Source organism: Streptomyces sp. NPDC003032, assembly GCF_053591415.1.
In genome coordinates this window covers 1-14,990 of sequence record NZ_JBSFTT010000024.1, presented here as the reverse complement: position 1 = coordinate 14,990, position 14,990 = coordinate 1, and the positions used below count along the sequence as shown (strand labels likewise).

Sequence of the window (14,990 nt, the reverse complement as noted above, 5' to 3'; positions counted from 1 at the left end):
ACCACGCCACTGACAATCCGCCGCAGGTCCCGCGGATCGACCGGTCGCAGGCGGCGCTACTCCACGCCGATCAGCATCAGCGCGGACTGGCGGCCGCCGCGGTAGACGACCGTGTCGACGGCCAGGTACGTCTCGCGCACATGCTTCTCCAGCCGGTCGGCGACGGTGTCGGGCACGGATTCGCCGAGCACGAGCGTGACCATCTCGCCGCCCGCCGACAGCATGCGGTCCAGGACGGAGGCCGCGGTGTGGGCGACCTCCGAGCCGATCACCGCGACGTCGCCGTCGATCAGGCCGAGGACGTCGCCGGCCTGGCAGATGCCCGCCATCGTCCACGACTGCCGCTCGGCGACGGTCAGTTCGCCGTAGCGGGTCGCGCCGGCCGCCGATGTCATGGCGACGACGTCCTCGTCGAAGCGGCGGTCCGGCGCGTGCACGGCGAGGGCCGCGATGCCCTGGACTGCGGAGCGGGTGGGGATGAGGGCGACGCGCACGCCTTCCGTACGGGCCTGTTCCGCCGCGGCGGCCGCGGTGTGGCGCAGCTCGGCGTCGTTGGGCAGCAGGACCACCTCGCGCGCGTGCGCCCGCCGGATGGCGTCGACGAGCTCGCCGCTCGCGGGCGGCTCCCCCACGCGCGTGGGCACGGTGGTCGCCCCTGCCTCGGCGTAGAGCTCGGCGAGCCCTTCGCCGGGTACGACGGCGACGATGGCCCGCTGCGTACGTTCCCGGGGCGGCTGCGCGGTGGTGTGCGCGTCGCCCGCTCCGAAGTGGGTGATGCGGATGCGGTGCGGGCGGCCCGCCTCGACGCCCGCCTCGACGGCGGCTCCCGCGTCGTCGACGTGGACGTGGACGTTCCAGAGCCCGTCGCCGCCGACCACCACGAGCGAGTCGCCGAGCCCGTCGAGCCGGGACCGCAGCCGTGCCACCGCGCTGTCGTCGGCCTCCAAGAGGTAGATCACCTCGAACGCGGGCCCGCCTCCGTCGGCCGCCGGAAGGTCGTCGCACTCGGTGTCGCACTGCTCGGTGTCCTGCACGCGCGCGCGTGGGCCGTCGGCCGCCCTGTGCGCCACCGTCTCGCCCGACAGCGCCCCGACGAGGGCCCCGAGCACCGCGACGAGGCCGCGCCCTCCGGCGTCCACCACTCCGGCCCTCCCGAGGACGGCGAGCTGCCGAGGTGTGGCGTCCAGGGCGGCGCAGGCGCCGTCGTACGCGGCTCGTGCCACCGCCTCGCAGTCGGCGGCGCCGCCGGCCGCCTCGGCCGCCGTGGCCGCGGCGGTGGCCACCGTCAGGACGGTGCCTTCGACGGGGTGGGCGACGGCTTCGTACGCGGACTCCGCGGCCCTTCTCAGAGCGAGCGCCAGGGTCCGCCCGTCGGCGTGATCCGCGTCACGGGAGTCGAGGGCGTCACGGATGTCTCGGGCGTCGTCGCTGTCGGGGCCGCCGAGGATCTGCGCCATCCCCCGCAGCAGCTGGGACAGGATCGTGCCGGAGTTTCCGCGGGCCCCGATGAGCGCCCCGTGCGCCATCGCGCGCACGGTCTCGGCCAGCGAGGGAAGGGCCGGGTCATGGCCCGTGAAGGCCGCGTCGACCGCCTGGGACGCCGACTCCACGGTCAGATAGAGGTTCGTGCCGGTGTCCCCGTCCGCGACCGGGTAGACGTTGATGGCGTCGATCTCCTCGCGGGCCCTGCCGAGGGCGTCCAGAGCCAGTCGGCACCAGGCGCGCACCGCGACCGCGTCGAGGTTCTGCGGCACCTGTTCGCCTCCTTGACCATCCGGAATGGACGCAGCGTAGACCCAGGGTGAACACAGGGCCCGGGGCGGGGGCCGGGCGAGCCGTGGTAGTTTCGTTGTACCGAAGCAGTCGTTGTATGCTGCTCCGGTTGCCCGATACTCATCGGGACATTCCTCCTGGCAACGCCACTTCGATCATTGCACTGATCTCGGCATGCCGGGATTAACCGTAAGTGCATCTGAAGTCTTTGGAGTGACCCGTGGCTGCCAACTGCGACGTCTGCGGCAAGGGGCCGGGCTTCGGCAACAACATCTCGCACTCGCACCGCCGTACGCCCCGTCGCTGGAACCCGAACATCCAGCGTGTGCGTGCCGTGGTGAGCGGGACGCCGAAGCGCCTCAACGCCTGCACCTCGTGCATCAAGGCCGGCAAGGTCTCGCGCTGACGTCAGCGCGGCCACCTAGCTGGTTGCTGAATCAGCCGGTTCCCCTCGGGGAGCCGGCTTTTTCGTGCGCCCACGCGCGTGGGCACCTGTCAGAATCTGGCGGATGCGCTTCGGCATCCTCGGTCCCCTCGACATACGCTCCCGCGACGGCGTCCCCCTGGACCCCGGCGGACCGCGCCCCCGCGCCCTGCTCACCCTGCTGCTCCTGGACGCGGGGCGTGCCGTCTCCGTGGAGCGACTCATCGACGGGCTCTACGGGGACGAACCGCCGGCGGGCGCCGCGAACGCCCTGCAGTCCCAGGTCTCCCGACTGCGCAAGCGCCTGGGCCTGGACATCGAGGCCCTCCCCACGGGCTACCGCCTCGCCGTCTCCCCCGAGGACGTCGACCTGCACCGCTTCGAGCGCCTCGCCCGTGAGGGACGCCGGGCGCTCGGCTCCGGCGACCACGCCGGGGCCGCCGCACTCCTGAGGGAGGCGCTCGGCCTGTGGCACGGCCCGGCCCTCGCCGGCCTTCCGGACGCCCACGCGTCCGTCGCCCGTCTCGACGAGCTGCGGCTCGCCGCCACGCAGGACCGCGTCCAGGCCGACCTCGCGCTGGGCGGCGGCTCCGAACTCGTACCGGAGCTGCGCGAGCTGACCGCCGCGCATCCGCTCAGCGAGCGGCTCCACGCCCAGCTCATGCGGGCGCTGCACGCGGCGGGGCGGCCCGCGGAGGCGCTCACCGCCTATGAGGACGCCCGCCGTATCCTCGCCGCAGAACTGGGCACCGCCCCCTCGGCCGAGCTGTCCGCGCTCCATCTGGAACTGCTCCAGGGCCAGGAGCCGACCCGGCAGCGGGGGGTGCCCGCGCAGTTGACGCGGTTCATCGGGCGGGCCGACGAGCTGGCGCGGATCGGCGCCCTGCTGACCGGGGCCCGGCTCGTCACGCTCACCGGGCCGGGCGGCGCGGGCAAGACGCGGCTGGCGATCGAGGCCGCCCGCGCGCTGCCCGACGTCTGCTACGTGGAACTGGCGCCGCTCGCCGACGGGGCCCAGGTGACGTACGCGATCCTCACCGCGCTCGGGGTGCGGGAAGGCTTCCACGCGCCGGGCGGCGACACCGCCGAGCGGCTGCTGTCCGTGCTGCACGGCCGTGAGCTGCTGCTCGTCCTGGACAACTGCGAGCACCTCGTCGAGGAGGCGGCCCGGGTCGCCGGGCTGCTGCTCGGGGCCTGCCCCGGTGTGCGCGTCCTCGCCACCAGCCGGGAGGGGCTCGGGATCACCGGAGAGGTCCTGTGGCCGGTGCCGCCGCTCGACGCCGGACCCGCCGCCCGGCTCTTCGCGGACCGGGCGGCCGCCGTACGTCCCGACCTGGAAGGACTCGCCGCCGGGGACGGTGGACGGCTCGTCGCCGAGATCTGCGCGGCCCTCGACGGGCTGCCGCTCGCCATCGAGCTGGCCGCCGCCCGGCTGCGCACGCTCACCCTGGACCAGCTCGCCGCCCGCCTCGGCGACCGCTTCCGGCTGCTGTCGCGCGGCGACCGCACGAAGGCGCCGCGCCACCGCACCCTGCACGCGGTCGTGGAGTGGAGCTGGGAGCTGCTCGACGACGAGGAGCGGGAGCTGGCCCGCCGCCTGACGGTGTTCTCCGGGGGCGCCACCGCGGCCGCCGTGGAGGCCGTCTGCGGGATCCCGTATCCGGAGGATCTGCTGGCCTCCCTCGCGGAGAAGTCGTTTCTCGAGGTGGCCGACGGGCGGTACGGCATGCTGCGGACCATTCACGCGTTCTGCGCCCGGCACCTCGCCGAAGCGGGCGAGGAGGGCCGGTTGCGGGCCGCGCACGCCGCGTACTTCCTGGACCTCGCCGAGCTGGCCGAACCGCGGCTGCGCGGGCGCGAGCAGCTCCCCTGGCTGGCGGGGCTCGCCGCCGAGCGCGGCAATCTGGACGCCGCGCTGCGCCATCTGACCGGCACCGAGCCCCATGGCGGGCTCCGGCTGATGGCGGCGCTCTCCTGGTTCTGGCGGCTGCGCGGCCTCTACGGAGAGCGGACGCTCCTCGCCCGGGAACTGCTCGACGCCGTGGGCACCGAGCCTCCGAAGGGGCTCACCGAGGAGTACGTCCTGTGCGTGATCAACACGATCGCGGGTGACGGCGCCGACCCCACGGAACCGGAGCGCCTCGCGCGCGCGGACGGCCTGCTCGCGGAGTTGGAGGGACCTCTGCGGCTGCCGCACCTGGTGGTGCTCTGGTCGGTGGCGGGCGGCCCCGCGCGCGCCATGGAGGACCGGGTGCGGGCCCAGGTCGGCGATCATCCCTGAGGTGTGGCCCTCCTCGGCCTGGGCCGGGGCTTCCAGGAGCTGTTCGCGGGCCGCGCCGACGCGTCCGAGTCGGCGTTCGCCCACGCCCTCGCGGGTTTCCGGACGACAGGGGACCGCTGGGGCATGGCCAACTGCCTCGATCCGCTGGGGATGTTCGCCGACTGGCGGGGCGAGCGGGAGCGGGCCCTTGGGATGCTGGACGAAGGGCTCACGTACGTACGCGAGTTGGCCGCCCCCGAAGAGACCGCCGATCTGCTGCACCGGCGCGCCACGGTCCTGCTGCACGCCGGCGACTTCGAAGGGGCCGCCGCCCATTACACGCACTCGGCCGCCCTGGCCCGCACCACGGGTGTGCCCGACAAGGTGGCGACCGCGCGGCGCGGCCTCGGGGACGTGGCGCGGCTCTCCGGAGACACGGCACGCGCGCGTGAGCACTACGAAGCGGCTCTGGAGGCGTGCGCCGCCAACTGGTACAGCCTGGGCGAGAGCGTGCGGACCCTGGTGGGCCTCGGCCGTAGCGCGCTCGCCGAGGCCCGTGCCGGGGAGGCGGCCGACTGGTTCGAGCAGGCCCGCGTGCTCGCCTCGGACACCGGTGAACTGGCCGAGGTCGCCGAGGCGTTGGCGGCCGTCGCCCCCTGCTCCGAGGACGCCGCCCGGCTTCTGGGCGCCGCCCACGGCCTGCGCGGCACTCTCATCGCCGACGACCCCGATGTCGTACCCGTGGAGCGGTCGGCGCGTGGGCGGCTCTCCCCTGAGGCGTACGAGAAGGCCTTCGAGCAGGGTCGGCAGCTGCGGTCAGCGGCGGTAAGGGGACGGTAGGCGGACGGTCAGCGCCCACCCCGAAGCTTCGTGGCATGACGACAGCGACGAGCACGACGCAGACCGCCACCCACAGCCTCGGCCACCTGGACGTCCTGATCTCCGGGGCCAGCGTCGCGGGCCCCGCGCTCGCCCTGTGGCTCTCCCGCTACGGCGCGAACGTCACCGTCCTTGAGAAGGCGCCCGCCCTGCGCGAGGGAGGCTTCGCGGTCGACTTCCGCGGCGACGTGCACCGGACCGTGCTGCGGCGCATGGGCGTCTGGGACGAGGTCCACCGCCGCCAGACGCACATGGGCCGCCAGACCATCGTCGAAGCCGACGACAAGGAACGCGTGGATCTGCCCGCGTTCCTGATGAGCGGCGATGTGGAGATCTTCCGCGGCGATCTCTCCAAGATCCTGTACGAGCGCACCAGGGACCGCGTGGAGTACGTCTTCGGGGACTCCATCGCCTCGCTGACCGAGGACTCCGAAGGCATCGACGTGACCTTCGACCACGGCGCTCCCCGCCGCTTCCACCTCGTCGTCGGCGCCGACGGGCTGCACTCGCACACGCGCCGCCTCGTCTTCGGTGACGAGTCCCGGTACCTGCGGTTCCTCGGCTACTACGTGGCGGGCTTCGACCTCCCCAACCACCTGGGACTGGACCGCACCGCCCGCATCTACACGGAACCCGGCCGCACCCTCATGATCAACAACTACGACGGTGACCCGGAGAGGGCGGGCGCGGCCCTGGTCTTCAGGTCCGAGCGGCTCTCGTACGACCGCCACGACATCGGCCGGCAGAAGGCGATCCTCGCCGAGAAGTTCGCGGACATGGGCTGGACGCACGCCGCACAGGTCCTGGAGGGCCTTGAGGGCGCCGAGAACCTCTACTTCGACGCCATCGCGCAGATCCACGTCGACAGGCTCTCCGAGGGCCGTGTGGTGCTCCTGGGGGATGCGGGGTACGGCGCCACGATGGGCGGCATCGGCACGGGTACGGCGCTGGTCGGCGCGTACGTCCTGGCCGGTGAACTGGCCGCCGCGCGGGGCGACCACCGGGTCGGCTTCGCCGCGTACGAGGCGGAGATCAGCGCCTATGCCAAGGGCTGCCAGAAGACCTCGGGCAACGCGGGCCCCTTCCTCGCCCCGCCCTCACAGAAGAAGATCCGCAGCCGCGACCGCGCGTACCGCCTGCTCAGCTCCCGCCTCCTCGCGGGCTTCTTCAAGAGGCTGACGGAGAAGGCCGCGAGCGATCTCACGCTCAAGGACTACGCCCGGCAGCCCGCGGAGGGCTACGCCTCCCTGAACCGCCAGCCGTGATCCACCGGCCCGATCCCCCCGCCGAGCGCGAACCCGGCGGCGATCGCCCCGGTGACGTACTCCTTGGCCGACGCGACGGCCTCCGGAACGCTCCGTCCCTTCGCCAGCTGCGCCGCGATCGCGCTGGCGAGGGTGCAGCCGGTGCCGTGCGTGTGGCGGTTGTCGTGGCGGGGGGCGCGCAGCACATGCTCCTCGGAGCCGTCGGTGAGCAGGTCCACGGCGTCGCCGCGCAGATGGCCGCCCTTGATGAGCACCCACTCCGGGCCGTACGCGAGGACGGCGGCGGCCGCGCGCCGCATGTCGTCCTCGGAGGTGACCTCGACGCCGGTGAGCTGGGCGACCTCGTCGAGGTTGGGCGTGGCGACGGTGGCCGCAGGCAGCAGCTTCGTGCGTACCGAGTCCAGGGCGGAGGCCGCGAGCAGCGAGTCGCCGTGCTTGGAGACGCCGACCGGGTCGACGACGGCGGGCGCCTCGGTGCCCGCGAGCAAGTCGGCGACGGTCTCGACCAGTTCGGCGGAGGCGAGCATGCCGGTCTTCACGGCCTGTACGCCGATGTCGTCGACGACGCTGCGGTACTGGGCCCGCACCGCCTCGGCCGGCAGCTCCCAGAAGCCCTGCACGCCCAACGAGTTCTGCGCGGTGACGGCCGTGACGACACTCATGCCGTGCGTGCCGAGGGCGAGCATCGTCTTCAGGTCGGCCTGGATGCCCGCGCCGCCCCCGGAGTCGGAGCCGGCGACGGTGAGCACCCGCGGGGGCGGGGTCACTCCGCGTCTCCGTTGTCCCCGAAGTGGTCCCAGCCCTTGCTGGTCCAGGGGGCGCCGTCCACGGTCACCTGGGGCAGCGCCGAGAGATTGAGGACCTCGCCGATGACCTTCCAGCGGGCGGGCAGCTTGACGTCGGGAGGGAAGGTCGCCACGATCGCGTGGTCCTCGCCGCCGTTGAGCACCCACTGGAGCGGGTCGACGCCGACGGCCTGGCCGATGTCGTTCATCTGGGAGGGCACGTCGACGTCTGAGGAGCGGATGTCGATGCGTACCTTGCTGGACTCGGCGATGTGGCCGAGGTCGGCGATGAGCCCGTCACTCACGTCCGTCATGGAGGTCGCGCCGAGCCCGGCGGCCGCGGGGCCCGCGTGGTAGGGCGGCTCGGGCCTGCGGTGCGCCTCCACGAAGGCGCGCGGCGAGCGGAAGCCGCGGGAGAGCACCGCGTGCCCGGCGGCCGACCAGCCCAGCCAGCCGGTGACGGCGACGACGTCGCCGGGCTGCGCGCCCGCGCGCGTGACCGGCTCGTGGTTGCGCAGATCACCGAGGGCGGTGATCGCGACGGTGATGGTGTCGCCGCGGACGACGTCGCCGCCCACGACGGCCGCGCCCGCGACCTGGCACTCGTCCCTGAGGCCGTCCATCAGCTCGGTGGGCCAGCTGACGGGCAGCTCGGCCGGGACGACCAGACCCAGCAGGAGCGCGGTCGGCACGGCGCCCATGGCCGCGATGTCGGCGAGGTTCTGCGCGGCGGCCTTGCGGCCCACGTCGTAGGCGGTGGACCAGTCGCGGCGGAAGTGCCGCCCCTCCAGGAGGATGTCGGTGCTCGCCACGACCCTGCGGTCCGGAGCGGACACGACCGCGGCGTCATCGCCGGGGCCGAGCCGTACGGCCGGAGTCGAGGTGAGCCGCGAGGTGAGCTCTCTGATGAGCCCGAACTCCCCCAACTCGCCCACGGTTCCCTTCACCGAGTCTCACCATGCCCTTTCACGCTGCCCGGCCCCCGGTCGCGAGCCGTCACTGTCGTCGGTACGGTCGACGTGAGCGTCGACTTGTGCTGTCCGTCCACCACGATGTGCGCGCCACAGCTCGCCCGGGTCTCCCCGTGGCGAGCGACGACGCGGTACCGTTGCGTCTCTTTCCCCCACATGATCCTCGTCGCCGCCCTGGAGGTTCCGTGGTACAGGCGTACATCCTGATCCAGACAGAGGTCGGCAAGGCGTCGACCGTCGCCGAACTGATCGGCAAGATCCCCGGAGTGATCCAGGCCGAGGACGTGACCGGTCCCTACGATGTCATCGTGCGCGCACAGGCGGACACCGTGGACGAGCTCGGCCGCATGGTGGTCGCCAAGGTCCAGCAAGTGGACGGCATCACCCGAACTCTGACCTGCCCGGTCGTGCACTTGTAGCCCCCGTCTACCCTGACCCGGTGAACATCGCTCGTCTCCGGCGCCGCTGCCTCATAGGAACGTCCGCTCTCGCCCTGTCGATCACGACAGCGGCCTGCTCAGCTACGGACGACGGGGCGTCGGTGGTGGTTCCGTCCCCGGACGCGAAGGCCGCCGGGCTCTGCCGGGACCTGCACGAGCAGCTCCCGAAGGAAATCGACGGGTTGGGGCGCACCGACCCCGGGCCGAAGTCGGAGTTGACCGCCGGGTGGGGAGACCCGGCGATCATACTGCGCTGCGGAGTGGAGCGGCCCCCCGAGATGATCGATCCCGCGTACGCCGAGAAGAACGGCGTGCGCGTGAACGGCGTCGCCTGGCTTCTGCAGAAGCGCGACGACGGCTCGTACACCTTCACCACGGGGGCGCGGCTCGCCTACGTGGAGGTGACGCTGCCCGAGGAGCGGACGGGGGACGGCCTCGGCCCGCTCACGGACTTCGCCGCGCCCATCAAGGAGACCGTCCCCAAGGGGATCGCCTGACTCCGTAGGCCCGTAGGGGTGCGTCAGCGCAGTCCTGTCGAGCGGTTCAGCGCCGCCTGGATGAGGCGGTCCACCAGCTCCGCGTAGCCGACACCGCTCTTCTCCCACATCTGCGGGTACATCGAGATGGGCGTGAAGCCCGGCATCGTATTGATCTCGTTGATCACGAACCGGCCGTCCTCCGTAAGGAAGAAGTCCGCGCGCACCAGGCCCTCGCAGGACGCCGCCTCGAACGCCTCGACCGCGAGCCGCTGGATCTCCGCGGTCTGCTCGGGCGTCAGCGGGGCGGGCACGATGCCGGGCGTCGAGTCGATGTACTTCGCGTCGAAGTCGTAGTAGTCGTGCGCCTGCGCCGGCGGGATCTCGGCCGGGACGCTCGCGCGCGGGCCGTCCTCGAACTCCAGGACGCCGCACTCGATCTCACGGCCGCGAAGAAGCGCCTCGACGAGGATCTTCGGGTCGTGGCGCTGCGCCTCGGCGATCGCCTCGTCGAGGCCCTCGAAGGAGTCGACCTTCGTGATGCCGATCGAGGAGCCCGCGCGCGCGGGCTTGATGAACAGCGGCCAGCCGTGCTCGCCCGCGAAGTCCGCGACGCGCCGCCGGGCGCCCGCCTCGTCCTGGTGCCACTCGCGCGGGCGGATGACCAGGTAGGGGCCGACGTTCAGCCCGAAGGACGTGAACACCCGCTTCATGTAGTCCTTGTCCTGGCCGACGGCCGAGGACAAGACACCGGAGCCGACGTACGGCACTCCGGAGAGTTCCAGCAGCCCCTGGAGGGTGCCGTCCTCTCCGTAGGGACCGTGCAGCATCGGGAAGACGACGTCGACCTCGCCGAGCGCCTTGCGCACGGAGCCGGGCTCGCTGTAGACGACCTCGCGGTCGCCCGGGTCGAGCGGCAGTACGACGCCACCCTCCATGGAGTCGACGATCTCGGCGACGCTCGGCATCCTGCGGTCGGTGATGGCCATCCGCTCGGGCTCGTCCGCGGTCAGCACCCAACGGCCGTCCTTGGTGATGCCGATGGGCAGGACGTCGTACTTGGTGCGGTCGATGGCGCTCAGGATGGCGCCGGCCGTCACCACGGAGATGCCGTGCTCCGAGCTGCGGCCGCCGAACACGACGGCCACGCACAGCTTGCGGAGCGGCTTCTCGGAGCGCGCCTCGGGGCTCGCATCAGGGCTCAGGGGGAGGTTCTCGCTGCTCATATCGCGTTGAGCGTACCCGCTGACCGAAAAACAGTCAGCGACGCTCGGGCTTCGCGCTGCGCGACATGAGCTCCTTGAGGGCCACCACCGGGGGTGTGCCGTCGTGGACGATGCCTACGACGGTTTCCGTGATGGGCATGTCGACGCCGTGCCTGCGGGCCAGGTCCAGCACCGACTCACAGGACTTGACGCCCTCGGCGGTCTGCTTGGTGACCGCGATGGTCTCCTCCAGGGTCATCCCCCTGCCGAGGTTGGTGCCGAAGGTGTGGTTCCGCGAGAGCGGCGAGGAGCAGGTGGCCACCAGGTCGCCGAGGCCCGCGAGTCCCGAGAACGTCAGCGGGTCGGCGCCCATGGCGAGCCCGAGGCGGGTGGTCTCGGCGAGGCCGCGCGTGATGAGCGAGCCCTTGGCGTTGTCGCCGAGGCCCATGCCGTCCGCGATGCCGACGGCGAGCCCGATGACGTTCTTGACGGCGCCGCCCAGCTCGCAGCCGACCACGTCCGTGTTGGTGTACGGACGGAAGTACGGCGTGTGGCAGGCCCTCTGGAGACGCTGGGCGACCGCTTCGTCCCGGCAGGCGACCACGGCGGCCGCGGGCTGCCGGGCGGCGATCTCACGGGCGAGGTTGGGGCCGGTGACGACGGCGACCCGGTCGGCCGGGACCTTCGTGACGTCCCCGATGACCTCGCTCATGCGCATCGCGGAGCCCAGCTCGACACCCTTCATGAGGGAGACGAGGACGGTCTCGGGGGCCAGCAGCGGCGCCCACGCGGCGAGGTTGCCGCGCAACGTCTGCGAGGGCACGGCGAGGACGGTGAAGTCGGCGCCCGCGGCGGCCTCGGCCGGGTCGGTGGTCGCCCTGAGGTTCTCGGGGAGTTCGACGCCGGGGAGGTAGTCCGGGTTGGTCCGCGTGGAGTTGACCGCGTCGGCGAGTTCGGCGCGACGGCCCCACAGGGTGACGTCGCACCCCGCGTCGGCGAGCACCATGCCGAACGCCGTACCCCAGGAGCCCGTTCCGAAGACGGCGGCCTTCACGGAACCTGCCGAGTTCACGGGGTTCGTCACTTGCTGTCCTCCGAGGTGCTCTGAGTGGGGTTCTGTGCGGGGCTCTGTGCGGTGCTTTTCGTGGTGCTTTCCGCGGTGCTCTGTGTCGTGCTCCCCGTGCCGTTCCGCGCGGCGTTGCGGCCCGCCGCCTTGCGTCGTTGCTCCAGCCGTGCCCGGCGCGGATCGTACGGCCGGTCGGGGGCCTTCTCGCCCCGGATCTCCTCAAGGAGTTCGGTGATCGCGGCCATGATGGCCTCGGTCGCCTCGCGGAGCACCTCGGGCGTCGGCTCCTTGTCGTAGAAGCGCGACAGGTCGACGGGGGCCCCGGCCTTCACCTGAAGGGTCTTGCGCGGGAAGAACGCGGGCTTCTTGCTGTACGGCGGCAGCGCGAGGTTGGCGCCCCACTGCGCGACGGGGATCACCGGGCACCTGGTCTCCAGAGCGACCCGCGCGGCACCGGACTTGGCCGTCATCGGCCACATGTCGGGGTCCCTGGTGAGCGTGCCCTCGGGATAGAACGCGACGCACTCGCCACGCTTGATGGCGGCGACCGCGGCGCGGAAGGCGTCGAGCGCGTTCGTGGTCTCGCGGTAGACGGGGATCTGGCCCGTGCCCTTCATGACCCGCCCGACAAAGCCCGCCTTGAAAAGGCCGTCCTTTGCCAGGAAACGCGGCACCCTGCCGGTGTTGTACTGGAAGTGTGCGTACGACAACGGGTCGATATGCGAGTTGTGATTCACCGCCGTGATGAAACCCTCGTCGGCCGGAATGTGTTCCATTCCACGCCAGTCCCGCTTGAACAGAACCACCAGCGGCGGTTTTGCGATGACCGCCGCCAGGCGGTACCAGAAGCCGATTCTGCGGCGGGACACGCGGACACCTTCCTCCATGAACCTGTCGGCCGCACAAGTGTCGCCCAGGCTGCCGGTCTGTCGAGAACACCGTACGCCCACCCGTCTCCCACCACCGCCCCTGCGAGCGGGCCACAATAGGCCGACGACAAGGACGGAGCGCCCGTGCAGTGGACCCTGGTCATACCCCTTAAACCGCTGGCGCGCGCCAAGAGCAGGCTCACCCCCACCGCCGGCGACGGCCTGCGTCCGGGCCTCGCCCTGGCGTTCGCGCAGGACACCGTGGCCGCCGCGGTGGCGTGCCCGGCGGTGCGGGATGTGGCGGTCGTCACGGACGACGCCCTCGCGCGCCGCGAGCTGGCGGCGCTGGGCGCCCGGATCGTCCCGGACGAACCGGGAGAAGGCCTGAACGCCGCCCTGCAGCACGGGGCGGCGGCCGTACGCGCCGAACGGACCGAAGCGTCCGTCGCCGCCCTGAACGCCGATCTGCCCGCGCTGCGCCCCATGGAATTGGCCCGCGTCCTGGACGGGGCCGCTCCATTTCCCCGCGCATTTCTGCCGGACGCCGCCGGAATCGGGACGACACTGCTGACCGCGGTGAGCGGAATGGAATTGCGCCCCGCATTCGGCACGGCGTCCCGCGCCCGACACACGGCGTCCGGCGCCGTGGAACTGACGCTCGCCGGCGTCGATTCCGTACGCCAGGACGTGGATACCGGAGAGGACCTGCGCGCCGCCCTCGCACTGGGCGTGGGTCCGCGCACCGCGACGGCCGCCGCCAGGCTGCTCATCGCCGACTGAGTACGCTGCTTCCATGCAGGCGACCGCGTATACGTACGACTCCGAGACCCGCAGCGGCAGTGTGCTGCTCGACGACGGCACTCCGGTGCCCTTCGAGGCCCCCGCGTTCGACGCGGGCGGGCTGCGGCTGCTGCGGCCGGGCCAGCGGGTGCGGATCGAGGTCGACGGTGAGGGCGCGGCGCGCCGCATCACCTTGGTGACGCTCCAGACGTTCTGAGACCGGGCCGAAGACCTTCCGGGGCCGGGCCCAAGGACGTCACGGGACGCCCTGTGGGCACACGACGCGGGCCGGGCTCCCCCGTGGGAGTCCGGCCCGGCGCGTGAGTGCCCCTGTGCCCTTACTTCTTGCGGGCGGTGGCCTTCTTGGCGGTCGTCTTGCGCGCCGTGGACTTCTTGGCGGGCGCCTTCTTGGCCGTGGCCTTCTTCGCCGGCGCCGTGGTCTTCTTCGCCGGCGTGGCCTTCTTGGCGGCGGGTGCGGCCTTCTTCGCGGTGGTCTTCTTGGCCGCGGCCTTCGTCGCCGTCGGCGTCGCGGTGGCCTTCTTGGCGGTGGTCTTCTTCGCCGTCGCCGTGGCCTTCTTCGCCGTCGCCGTCGTCTTCTTCGCCGGCGTGGCCTTCTTGGCGGCGGGCGTGGCCTTCTTCGCGGCCGCCTTCTTGGCGGTGGTGGCCTTCTTGGCCGCGGCCTTCTTGACCGTCGCCGAAGCACCGCCGGTCAGGCTGCCCTTGGGCGCCTTCTTGACCGCGACATCGTTCTTCGGCAGCTTCTTCGAGCCGCTCACCAGGTCCTTGAAACCCTGGCCGGCGCGGAAGCGCGGAACCGAGGTCTTCTTGACCCGCACGCGCTCCCCGGTCTGCGGGTTGCGGGCGTAGCGGGCCGGGCGGTCGACCTTCTCGAACGAGCCGAAGCCGGTGACCGAAACACGGTCCCCGCTGACCACGGCGCGGACGACGGCGTCCAGTACCGCGTCGACGGCGTCGGCGGCCTGCTGGCGGCCTCCCACCTTGTCGGCAATCGCTTCTACGAGCTGCGCCTTGTTCACGTCTTCCCCTTCGGAGACATTGCCGGGAGCGAAATACTCCGGCTTTTTCGCACGTTAGGCAGATATATACCGCAAATCAAACACGAAACGGGCTAATCACCCTTGTGCCGCAACGAACTGGCCCATCTCGGAGTTCCTCGAAGGCCCGTTGAGGCTTGAGGCTCAGGTGTCTTCGGGGAATCGGCCCTCGTCGGCTTCGTCGAGGGACGCCATCAATCGCTCCAGACGCCTTGCCGCATCGGCGAGATCGTGTTTGGCCGCGGCCGTAATGACCAGCAGCTTCCGGGTCAGCGCCATCCGTACGCCCTCCGGGACTTGCAGTGCACGCACTCGTGAGTGCGCTTCCTTCAGTTGGTCGGCGACGAGCCTGTAGAGCTCGAGTTGGCTGTCGCGTCCCATGCACCGATTGTGCCATCTGGGGCGAGTTGTCGCCTCCGCAGGGGGTAACTACCGCCATCCACCGCCCTCATGAGGGTACCCGGTCCGGCCGAGTGCAAGGGGATTTCCGGCCTCTTCTTCCGTCCGAATCAAGGGAGTTGAGACCACCCGTTCAGGCCATCGGGCACCTCTCCGGACCCCCACGCAGAAGTACCCCCAACCGTCCACGATTGGGGGTACAACAGGGCGTTGCGGTTGTTGCGCGGTGTCAGACCCGCACGGTTCGCGGCTTGTAGGCGGGGCGCTCGGTCTCATAGGCGGCGATGTCGGGCTCGTTCCGCAGTGTGATGCTGATGTCGTCCAGGCCGTTCAGGAGCCGCCA

16 protein-coding genes and 1 pseudogene are annotated in these 14,990 nt (G+C 71.7%); 8 read left to right on the top strand and 9 right to left on the bottom strand.

The window, feature by feature from the left end:
* Positions 1-56 precede the first annotated feature (56 nt).
* Entirely contained in the window at positions 57-1,754 is a 1,698-nt protein-coding gene (locus ACWDZ7_RS28915) for a DAK2 domain-containing protein (protein ID WP_451800990.1), read from the bottom strand.
* Between the two features lie 239 nt (positions 1,755-1,993).
* Here ACWDZ7_RS28915 and rpmB point away from each other — a divergent pair, with 239 nt between their 5' ends.
* The 4 genes from rpmB (at position 1,994) to ACWDZ7_RS28895 (ending at position 6,601) form a co-directional block, all read left to right on the top strand.
* Positions 1,994-2,179, top strand: coding sequence for a 50S ribosomal protein L28 (rpmB, locus tag ACWDZ7_RS28910; protein WP_016642993.1), 186 nt, complete (start codon positions 1,994-1,996; stop codon positions 2,177-2,179).
* Between the two features lie 103 nt (positions 2,180-2,282).
* Positions 2,283-4,478 (top strand): BTAD domain-containing putative transcriptional regulator, encoded by a 2,196-nt coding sequence (locus ACWDZ7_RS28905; RefSeq protein ID WP_451800988.1) that lies wholly within the window; start codon positions 2,283-2,285, stop codon positions 4,476-4,478.
* A gap of 3 nt (positions 4,479-4,481) precedes the next feature.
* Positions 4,482-5,297, top strand: coding sequence for a tetratricopeptide repeat protein (locus ACWDZ7_RS28900; RefSeq protein ID WP_451800987.1), 816 nt, complete (start codon positions 4,482-4,484; stop codon positions 5,295-5,297).
* Positions 5,298-5,332: 35 nt separating this feature from the next.
* Positions 5,333-6,601 carry an FAD-dependent monooxygenase gene (locus ACWDZ7_RS28895; RefSeq protein ID WP_451800985.1) on the top strand — a complete coding sequence of 423 codons (1,269 nt, stop codon included), beginning with the start codon at positions 5,333-5,335 and terminating at the stop codon, positions 6,599-6,601.
* Here the strand turns inward: ACWDZ7_RS28895 and thiD are convergent.
* Positions 6,574-7,368, bottom strand: a complete 795-nt coding sequence (gene thiD, locus ACWDZ7_RS28890; RefSeq protein WP_451800983.1) for a bifunctional hydroxymethylpyrimidine kinase/phosphomethylpyrimidine kinase — start codon at positions 7,366-7,368, stop codon at positions 6,574-6,576. The two genes, ACWDZ7_RS28895 and thiD, sit on opposite strands and share 28 nt — an antisense overlap.
* Positions 7,365-8,333, bottom strand: a complete 969-nt coding sequence (locus ACWDZ7_RS28885; protein ID WP_451800982.1) for a thiamine-phosphate kinase — start codon at positions 8,331-8,333, stop codon at positions 7,365-7,367. Before ACWDZ7_RS28885 ends, thiD begins: the two co-directional genes overlap by 4 nt.
* Before the next feature lie 209 nt (positions 8,334-8,542).
* Between ACWDZ7_RS28885 and ACWDZ7_RS28880 the strand changes: the two genes are divergently transcribed.
* Both ACWDZ7_RS28880 and ACWDZ7_RS28875 read left to right on the top strand, forming a co-directional pair.
* A complete protein-coding gene (locus tag ACWDZ7_RS28880; RefSeq protein ID WP_016642988.1) occupies positions 8,543-8,776 on the top strand; it encodes an Lrp/AsnC family transcriptional regulator in 234 nt (77 codons plus the stop codon).
* Positions 8,777-8,796: 20 nt separating this feature from the next.
* Entirely contained in the window at positions 8,797-9,294 is a 498-nt protein-coding gene (locus tag ACWDZ7_RS28875; protein ID WP_451800981.1) for a DUF3515 domain-containing protein, read from the top strand.
* 23 nt (positions 9,295-9,317) lie between these two features.
* On the opposite strand, the gene ACWDZ7_RS28870 is transcribed toward ACWDZ7_RS28875, so the two are convergent.
* The 3 genes from ACWDZ7_RS28870 to ACWDZ7_RS28860 are packed head-to-tail and all read right to left on the bottom strand — an operon-like array spanning position 9,318 to position 12,413.
* The gene (locus ACWDZ7_RS28870) at positions 9,318-10,499 is read right to left on the bottom strand and encodes a D-alanine--D-alanine ligase family protein (protein WP_451800980.1); all 1,182 of its coding nucleotides are present in this window, start codon (positions 10,497-10,499) and stop codon (positions 9,318-9,320) included.
* Positions 10,500-10,533: 34 nt separating this feature from the next.
* On the bottom strand, positions 10,534-11,562 hold the full coding sequence (locus tag ACWDZ7_RS28865) for an NAD(P)H-dependent glycerol-3-phosphate dehydrogenase (RefSeq protein WP_451800978.1): 1,029 nt from the start codon (positions 11,560-11,562) through the stop codon (positions 10,534-10,536).
* Entirely contained in the window at positions 11,559-12,413 is an 855-nt protein-coding gene (locus ACWDZ7_RS28860) for a lysophospholipid acyltransferase family protein (RefSeq protein WP_451800976.1), read from the bottom strand. The genes ACWDZ7_RS28865 and ACWDZ7_RS28860 overlap by 4 nt, the downstream gene beginning before the upstream one ends.
* 144 nt (positions 12,414-12,557) lie before the next feature.
* Between ACWDZ7_RS28860 and cofC the strand changes: the two genes are divergently transcribed.
* Together cofC and ACWDZ7_RS28850 are read left to right on the top strand one after the other, a co-directional pair.
* A complete protein-coding gene (gene cofC / locus ACWDZ7_RS28855) occupies positions 12,558-13,193 on the top strand; it encodes a 2-phospho-L-lactate guanylyltransferase (protein ID WP_451800975.1) in 636 nt (211 codons plus the stop codon).
* A gap of 13 nt (positions 13,194-13,206) precedes the next feature.
* The gene (locus tag ACWDZ7_RS28850; protein WP_451515758.1) at positions 13,207-13,410 is read left to right on the top strand and encodes a hypothetical protein; all 204 of its coding nucleotides are present in this window, start codon (positions 13,207-13,209) and stop codon (positions 13,408-13,410) included.
* A 121-nt stretch (positions 13,411-13,531) separates the two neighbouring features.
* On the opposite strand, the gene ACWDZ7_RS28845 is transcribed toward ACWDZ7_RS28850, so the two are convergent.
* From ACWDZ7_RS28845 to ACWDZ7_RS28835, 3 genes and pseudogenes are all read right to left on the bottom strand, one after another.
* Positions 13,532-14,230 carry an HU family DNA-binding protein gene (locus ACWDZ7_RS28845; protein WP_451800973.1) on the bottom strand — a complete coding sequence of 233 codons (699 nt, stop codon included), beginning with the start codon at positions 14,228-14,230 and terminating at the stop codon, positions 13,532-13,534.
* A gap of 162 nt (positions 14,231-14,392) precedes the next feature.
* Positions 14,393-14,629: an SCO5555 family protein gene (locus ACWDZ7_RS28840; RefSeq protein WP_223776996.1), complete on the bottom strand. Its 237-nt coding sequence runs from the start codon at positions 14,627-14,629 to the stop codon at positions 14,393-14,395.
* Positions 14,630-14,876: 247 nt separating this feature from the next.
* Positions 14,877-14,990 (bottom strand): annotated as a pseudogene (locus ACWDZ7_RS28835) (3-isopropylmalate dehydratase small subunit); the annotation flags it as partial.

Coding starts and splice junctions, on each gene's coding strand:
- ACWDZ7_RS28895 (WP_451800985.1), top strand. CDS start 5,333: ATGACGACAGCGACGAGCACGACGCAGACCGCCACCCACAGCCTCGGC.
- ACWDZ7_RS28870 (WP_451800980.1), bottom strand. CDS start 10,499: ATGAGCAGCGAGAACCTCCCCCTGAGCCCTGATGCGAGCCCCGAGGCG.
- ACWDZ7_RS28905 (WP_451800988.1), top strand. CDS start 2,283: ATGCGCTTCGGCATCCTCGGTCCCCTCGACATACGCTCCCGCGACGGC.
- ACWDZ7_RS28840 (WP_223776996.1), bottom strand. CDS start 14,629: ATGGGACGCGACAGCCAACTCGAGCTCTACAGGCTCGTCGCCGACCAA.
- ACWDZ7_RS28850 (WP_451515758.1), top strand. CDS start 13,207: ATGCAGGCGACCGCGTATACGTACGACTCCGAGACCCGCAGCGGCAGT.